This is a genomic window from uncultured Rothia sp., assembly GCF_937976295.1.
Lineage (GTDB): Bacteria > Actinomycetota > Actinomycetes > Actinomycetales > Micrococcaceae > Rothia.
The window spans coordinates 1-3,906 of sequence record NZ_CALJRY010000275.1; the positions used below are offsets into that span (position 1 = coordinate 1).

Sequence of the window (3,906 nt, forward strand, 5' to 3'; positions counted from 1 at the left end):
GCCTCCCCTCCCCTATGCACTCCCCTATCTTCACTGGGCACAGCGAATCCCCGCGGGTGCGCGTTCCGGGTGGGTGCGCATCCTACGGGGATTTCGCGGGTTACGTGAGATTCACGTTTTAGAGATTTACGTTTAGATAAGGCGGGTCATCCAGCCGTGGCGGTCCTCAACGGTGCCCAGCTGAATACCGACGAGCTCTTCGCGCAGGCTCTTAGAGATTTCGCCGAAGTGCTCGGTGGGTGCCGGGATTTCGAAGTCTTCAGCCTTGAGCTTGCCGATGGGCGCGACCACTGCTGCGGTGCCGCAGGCGAAGATTTCGGTGATGTCGCCGTTTGCCACGCCTTCACGCCACTCGGTGAGGGTGATGGCGCGCTCTTCGACGGTCATGCCGCGGTCCTTGGCGAGCTGAATCAGCGAGGAGCGGGTCACGCCTTCGAGGATGGTGCCGGTCAGTTCGGGGGTGACAATCTTGTTTTCCTTGCCGAAGATGAAGAACACGTTCATGCCGCCGAGCTCTTCGATAGCGTCGTGGCGATGCGGGTCCTTGAAGATGACCTGCTTGCAACCGTGCTTTTCACCTTCGGTCTGGGCGATCATGGATGCAGCGTAGTTACCACCGCACTTTGCCGCACCGGTACCGCCTTCGCCTGCGCGGGCGTAGGTGGTGGAGAGCCAGATGTCCACGGGTTCGGGGGTGCCGAAGTAGTTACCTGCGGGCGAGCCGATGACGTGGTACTGCACGTGCTTTGCGGGACGCACGCCGAGGTATGCTTCGGTTGCGATCATGAAGGGGCGGAAGTAGAAGGCTTCACCGTCGCCGGTGGGTACCCAGTTTTCGTCGGCCTTTACGAGTTCGCGCAGGGATTCGATGAAGGTCTCTGCGGGCAGCTCGGGCAGGGAGAGGCGGCGTGCGGAGTTCGCGAAACGTGCCGCGTTCTTTTCGGGGCGGAAGGTCCATACGGAACCGTCGGCGTGGCGGTAGCCCTTGATGCCTTCGAAGATTTCCTGGCCGTAGTGGAAGATGGATGCTGCGGGGTCGAGGACGAGCGGGCCGTAGGGGTGAACTCGTGCGTCGTACCAGGTGCCGCCGGTCTTGTAGTCGCCTTCCCAGTCGATGGTGACCATGTGGTCGCTGAAGTAGTCGCCGAAGCCGGGGTTTGCGAGGATTTCGGCGCGGCGTTCGGCGGTGGCGGGTGACTGGTTTGCTTCGTGGCTGAATTCGATGGCCATCGTTCTGCGTTCCTCTTCGTCTAGTTGCCTCTGTGGGCGTTCTTTGAGTTGCGGTTCTCGCGGCGGGGCGAGGGACCGGTGTGTGCCGCCGGGCGCGTTGTCGTGCGGGGCAGATGGGTGCATCTAGCGGTCTGTGCTAGTCGGATGCATCAAAGCTAGTGGTGGATGGTGTCCACCGCCGAGGTGCCGGGCGGGTGTGCCTGACCTGTTTAGAGTACCGGAAAGATGCGTTTGCCGCATGCGCACCTTTTCTCCCATTCAGGATGTGAACAGGGGCTGTGCGGGTGAAGGTATGGGTGAAGCCCGGAAGGTGCGTTCCTTCCGGGCTTCACTGGTGTTTTGCGTTCAGCTGCTACGGCAGATGAGTTTTAGCCGAGCAAGTTTTAGCCGGGCAAGTATTAACCGAGGCGTGCGAGCACGTCCGCGCCGACCTGATCGGTTCCGCGCACGCTGGCACCGTTTTCGCGCATATCTGCCTCGACAGCGTCCTCAATGCGGGCTGCGGCGGCATCGTGGCCGAGGTGGCGCAGCAACATCGCGCCGGCGAGGATTGCGGCGGTGGGATTTGCCTTGTTCTGGCGGGCGATGTCCGGTGCGGAGCCGTGTACGGGCTCGAACATGGAGGGGAATTCGCCGACGGCGTTGATGTTGCCGCTTGCCGCGTAGCCGATACCGCCGGTCACTGCACCGGCGAGGTCGGTGATGATGTCGCCGAAGAGGTTGTCGGTGACGATCACGTCGAAGCGGGCGGGGTCGGTGACCATGAAGATGGTGGTCGCGTCAATGTGCAGGTAGTCGGTCTCAACCTCGGGGAATTCAGCCGCGATTTCGGTGAAGTAGCGGTTGTAGAGGCGACCTGCGTGGGTGAGCACGTTGGTCTTGTGTACGAGGGTGACCTTCTTGCGGCGAGTGGAAGCCAACTCGAAAGCGTAGCGGATGAGGCGCTCCACACCGTGTGCGGTGTTGAGCGAGACTTCGGTGGCGATTTCGTGGTCGGTGCCGCCGCGGATGACGCCGCCGTTGCCGATGTAGGGACCTTCGGTACCCTCACGCACGACGACGAAGTCGATGTTGCCGGGGTTGGCGAGCGGGGAGACTGCGCCGGGGTACAGGCGGGAGGGGCGCAGGTTGATGTAGTGGTCGAAGGCGAAGCGCAGCTTCAGGAGCATTTCGCGTTCGATGAGGCCGGAGGGAATCTTGCCGCTGCGCGGGTCTGCACCGATGGCGCCAAAGAGGATCGCGTCGTGCTGCTTGAGGGCGTCCATGGTGGTATCGGGCAGGGTTTCACCGGTTTCCAGCCAGTGCTCGGCGCCGAGCTTGTAGTGGGTGGGAGTTACGGTGATGTTTTCGAGCTCGCAGGCGCGGGTGAGGATGCGCTGGGCTTCGGTAATGATTTCGGGGCCGATGCCGTCGCCGGGGATGACGGCGAGGTCGATGCTACGTGCTTCAGTCATGCCTCTACCGTAATACGCGCCGCGGGTGGGCGGTAGAGCGTGCGGGCGGGTTCTCAGACTCTGGGCTATCCCCTATCCCCGCCCTGCAGCGCCTCCTGAAATCTGGGGTCCTGGGTTCTGGGGGCAGCCTCTGCCGGTTAAAACAATATTCCCCGGCTGAATCATCAGCCGGGGAATATCGTTATGAGTTCTCACTCAGAGTGAGAGCTCTAAAGGTCTATGCAATTACGCGGTGCGCTTGCAGAGGGTGACCTTGACGTAGCCGTTGCCGCGGGTGCTACGAGCGGTCGGAGCGTTACCTGCGGACTCGATGACGCTACCGGAAACACCGGGAGCAACGTAGGAGCCACCAGCGCCACCGCCGCCACCGAACTGCGCGAAGCCGACGTTCTGGCGGATACCGTTGGGGTTGTTGTTCCACTTCTGGGTCAGAACGATTGCGGATGCGGAGGTAGAAGCACCGGAGCCACCGCCACCGTAGCCTGCGCCACCACCTGCGGAGATGACGGACTGGTAACCGTTGAAGTTGTGACCGATGGAGGAGTACTCGAGAGCGTAAGTGGTACCGTTGTGGGTGCCAACTTCCTTCTGAGTGCTATCGTTGTTGTCGATCAGGTAGGAGTAGGAGCCCACGCCGTCGCCACCGGCACCGGTGAAGCCGGAGCCACCGTTGTTACCGGACTTGGAGGAGTGGTAAATCTCCTGGTTGTTAGCGGAGGAGAAGCCCAGAACGCCGTTGGGGGAGGTGCCGGTGGGCAGGTCGGTCTTGGCACCACCGTTACCACCGATACCTGCGGAGCCACCCTCACCTGCGTTAACAGTGGTGGTGACGGAGGTGTCAGCGGAGTAGGTCAGTGAGCCCTGGTTACCGGCGGAGCCTGCTGCACCGTCTGCGGAGCCACCGGTGGAACCGATGACGGGGTAAGCGTTGCGCTTTGCGCCGGTGGGCCACAGGCGACCTGCGTCAACTGCACCAGGCTCAGCGTAGTTGGGGTTGTTGTTAGCGCCACCGGAGTTCACGAAGCCAGCGCCACCGCCGCCACCTGCGACTGCAACGGGGGTGCCGTTGATAACCAGAGCGGAGGAGCCACCGCCGGATGCGGAGTAGATGATGCGCTTCAGGGTGGAGTCAGCGGGCCAGATAGCGTTCACGCGCTGCATGACGCTTGCGGGGATGGGGGTAGGCAGGTTGGAGGAACCGCCGTTACCGTAGCCCTCGCCA

General features: G+C 62.4%; 3 protein-coding genes. All 3 read right to left on the bottom strand.

All coding sequences use genetic code 11. The annotated features are described in order from the left end of the window. Positions 1 to 132 precede the first annotated feature (132 nt). Positions 133 to 1,230: a branched-chain amino acid aminotransferase gene (locus Q0216_RS07260; protein ID WP_298594111.1), complete on the bottom strand. Its 1,098-nt coding sequence runs from the start codon at positions 1,228 to 1,230 to the stop codon at positions 133 to 135. A 398-nt stretch (positions 1,231 to 1,628) separates the two neighbouring features. Further along, on the bottom strand, positions 1,629 to 2,684 hold the full coding sequence (locus Q0216_RS07265; protein WP_298594113.1) for a 3-isopropylmalate dehydrogenase: 1,056 nt from the start codon (positions 2,682 to 2,684) through the stop codon (positions 1,629 to 1,631). Between the two features lie 225 nt (positions 2,685 to 2,909). Next, a partial coding sequence (locus Q0216_RS07270; protein ID WP_298594121.1) for a hypothetical protein occupies positions 2,910 to 3,906 on the bottom strand: 997 nt, incomplete at its 5' end.

Coding starts and splice junctions, on each gene's coding strand:
- Q0216_RS07260 (WP_298594111.1), bottom strand. CDS start 1,230: ATGGCCATCGAATTCAGCCACGAAGCAAACCAGTCACCCGCCACCGCC.
- Q0216_RS07265 (WP_298594113.1), bottom strand. CDS start 2,684: ATGACTGAAGCACGTAGCATCGACCTCGCCGTCATCCCCGGCGACGGC.